Genomic DNA, 2,725 nt, shown 5'->3' with positions numbered 1-2,725 from the left:
GGGTCAGGTGCACGTAGTCGGCCGCTTGCTCAGCCGCGCCTTGCGGTACTCGTCCTCGGTGATGTGCTTCTGCGCGTACATCGAGCGGAGGATGACGTTGCGACGAGCGACGTTGGCGTCGTAGTTCTTCGGCGTCGAGAGGTTGCGCGTGTTCGGCGACTGCACGATCGCGAGGATCGAGGCCGCCTCGGCCGGGGTCAGCTCGGTCGCCGACTTGTTGAAGTAGTGCTGCGCCGCCGCCTGCACGCCGTAGGTCTGGTCGCCGAAGTAGGCGATGTTCAGGTAGGCGGTGAGGATGTCCTTCTTGGAGTACTTCTTCGCAAGCCCGATGGCGAGCTTCATCTCCTCGAGCTTGCGGGGGATGCTCGTCTCGGTGGCCGCGTTGTAGGCCTTGAGGCGCGCCTTCTCGGTCGGGAGTTCGAGCGCCTGCTGCATCTTGATGTTGCGGACCAGCTGCATGGTCAGCGTCGACCCGCCGCCAGACTCGCCCAGACCGCCGGCGAGGCTGCCGACCCCCGCGCGGACGAGCGACGTCATGTCGACGCCGCCGTGCTCGAAGAACCGCTTGTCCTCGCCGTCGATGGCAGCGTTCTTCAGGTTGTCGCTGATCTGGTCGAACTTGAGTTCCTGACGGTTCTGGTCGTACACCGTCGCGAAGTGCACGCTCTTGCCGCCCTGGTAGGCGTAGAGCTCGTTGCGCTGCGGGAGGTCACCGATCTCGATGTACTCCGGGAGCGACTCGAAGACGCCGATCGTCGAGGTCGTGGTCACACCGGCCACCGCGATCGCAGGCGTCACACCGATCGTCACGAGGAGGCCAGCGAGCACGCTGAAGCCGACGAATCCGATGAAGGCACCGACTGCGGAGACTGGTTTGGTCCGCGAAGCAGACGTCTTCTGGGCAGACATAGGATGCAGCCTAAACGACACCGCCGACTGAAAGGCTGGCAAGGAACCGCATGAGCCGCTGGGAATACCTCACGACGCCGTTGATCATCCACAACACCACGGCGATCCTCAACAACTTCGGCGACGAGGGCTGGGAACTCGTCCAGGTCGTCACCGGTCCCGAGGGCGGACTCGTCGCCTACCTCAAGCGTCCCAAGGCCGACGCATGACCGTCGCGGACCGTCTCGCCGAGCTCGGACTCGCGATCCCGTCCGTCGCGGCCCCGGTCGCTGCCTACGTACCGGCGGTCATGACCGGCCGGTACGTGTACACCGCCGGTCAGCTGCCCTTCGTCGACGGCGCGCTGTCGGTCACGGGCAAGGTCGGTGCCGGTGTCGACCCGGAGACCGCCGCCGGCCAGGCCCGGACGGCGGCGCTCAACGCGCTCGCGGCCGTCGAGTCGGTCGCCGGCTCGCTCGACCGCGTCGCACGCGTCGTCAAGGTGACGGTCTTCGTCGCGTCGGACCCGTCCTTCACGGGGCAGCCGGCCGTCGCGAACGGCGCCTCCACGCTCGTCGGCGAGGTCTTCGGCGACGCCGGCGTCCACGCGCGCAGCGCGGTGGGCGTCGCGGTCCTGCCGCTGGACGCGCCGGTCGAGGTCGAGCTGGTGGTGGAGCTGACCGACTGACGGACCGTCAGCGGCGCACGTCACGCGAGCCGCGCCTCCAGGCAGGTCCGCCGGGAGGCGCGGCTCGCGTCGTTCCTGCTACATGAGTTCCGCGATGGTCGCCATGATCGTCGGGTCGGCGAGCGTGGTCGTGTCGCCGATGCGGCGGCCCTCGGCCGCGTCGCGGAGCAGACGCCGCATGATCTTGCCCGAGCGCGTCTTCGGCAGCTCCGGGACGATCACCACCTGCCGCGGCTTCGCGATCGCGCCGATGCGCTTGCCGACCCAGTCGCGGAGCTCCTTCGCGGTGGCGTCGCGGTCGACGCCCTCCGCGGCCTCCGCGGTCAGGATCACGAACGCGACGACCGCCTGCCCGGTGGTCTCGTCGGCGGCGCCGACGACCGCGGCCTCGGCGACGCCCTCGTGTCCCACGAGGGCCGACTCGATCTCGGCGGTCGACAGACGGTGGCCGGACACGTTCATGACGTCGTCGACGCGCCCCTGCACCCAGATGTCGCCCTGGCCGTCGAGCCGCGCTCCGTCGCCGGCGAAGTAGCGGCCGGGGAACCGCGACCAGTAGGTCTCGACGAAACGGTCGGGGTCGTTCCAGATGCCGCGCGCCATCGACGGCCACGGGTCGGCGATCGTGAGGTAGCCGCCCTCGCCGGGGTCGACCCGTCGGCCGTCCTCGTCGACGATCTCGGCCGTGATGCCGGGCAACGGGGTCTGCGCGGCGCCGGGCTTGAGCTTCGTGACGCCGGGGAGTGCGGAGATCATGATCGCGCCGGTCTCGGTCTGCCACCACGTGTCGACGATCGGTGTGCGGTCGTGGCCGATCACCTGCCGGTACCACTGCCAGGCCTCGGGGTTGATCGGCTCACCGACGCTCCCGAGGAGGCGCAGGGTCTCCAGGCTCCTGGCCTCGGGGACCTGCCGGCCGGCCTTCATCGCCGCGCGCACGGCCGTGGGTGCCGTGTAGAGGACGGTCACGCCGTACGAGTCGACGAGGTCCCACCAGCGGCCGGGCTCCGGCTCGTCCGGCGTGCCCTCGTAGAGGACCTGGGTGACGCCGTTCGACAGCGGGCCGTAGACGACGTACGAGTGCCCGGTGATCCAGCCGATGTCCGCCGTGCACCAGTAGACGTCTTCTCCGGGGCATGTCGAACACGT

Annotated in this window: 4 protein-coding genes; 2 read left to right on the top strand and 2 right to left on the bottom strand. The window is 69.4% G+C overall.

Annotated elements, in window-relative coordinates; all coding sequences use genetic code 11:
• Positions 1-3: 3 nt before the first annotated feature.
• Positions 4-909 (bottom strand): biosynthetic peptidoglycan transglycosylase, encoded by a 906-nt coding sequence (locus I59_RS06110; RefSeq protein WP_261976530.1) that lies wholly within the window; start codon positions 907-909, stop codon positions 4-6.
• Between the two features lie 50 nt (positions 910-959).
• On the opposite strand from I59_RS06110, the gene I59_RS22670 reads away from it, so the two are divergent.
• Together I59_RS22670 and I59_RS06100 are read left to right on the top strand one after the other, a co-directional pair.
• Positions 960-1,118 (top strand): hypothetical protein, encoded by a 159-nt coding sequence (locus I59_RS22670; RefSeq protein WP_022903105.1) that lies wholly within the window; start codon positions 960-962, stop codon positions 1,116-1,118.
• Entirely contained in the window at positions 1,115-1,576 is a 462-nt protein-coding gene (locus I59_RS06100) for a RidA family protein (RefSeq protein ID WP_022903104.1), read from the top strand. Before I59_RS22670 ends, I59_RS06100 begins: the two co-directional genes overlap by 4 nt.
• 78 nt (positions 1,577-1,654) lie before the next feature.
• Here the strand turns inward: I59_RS06100 and I59_RS06095 are convergent.
• Positions 1,655-2,725: AMP-binding protein (locus tag I59_RS06095; RefSeq protein ID WP_022903103.1), on the bottom strand; the 1,071-nt coding region annotated here is incomplete at its 5' end.

The organism is Curtobacterium sp. B8, from assembly GCF_000333315.1.
Taxonomy (GTDB): domain Bacteria; phylum Actinomycetota; class Actinomycetes; order Actinomycetales; family Microbacteriaceae; genus Curtobacterium; species Curtobacterium luteum.
This window is presented reverse-complemented; position numbering and strand designations above follow the sequence as displayed.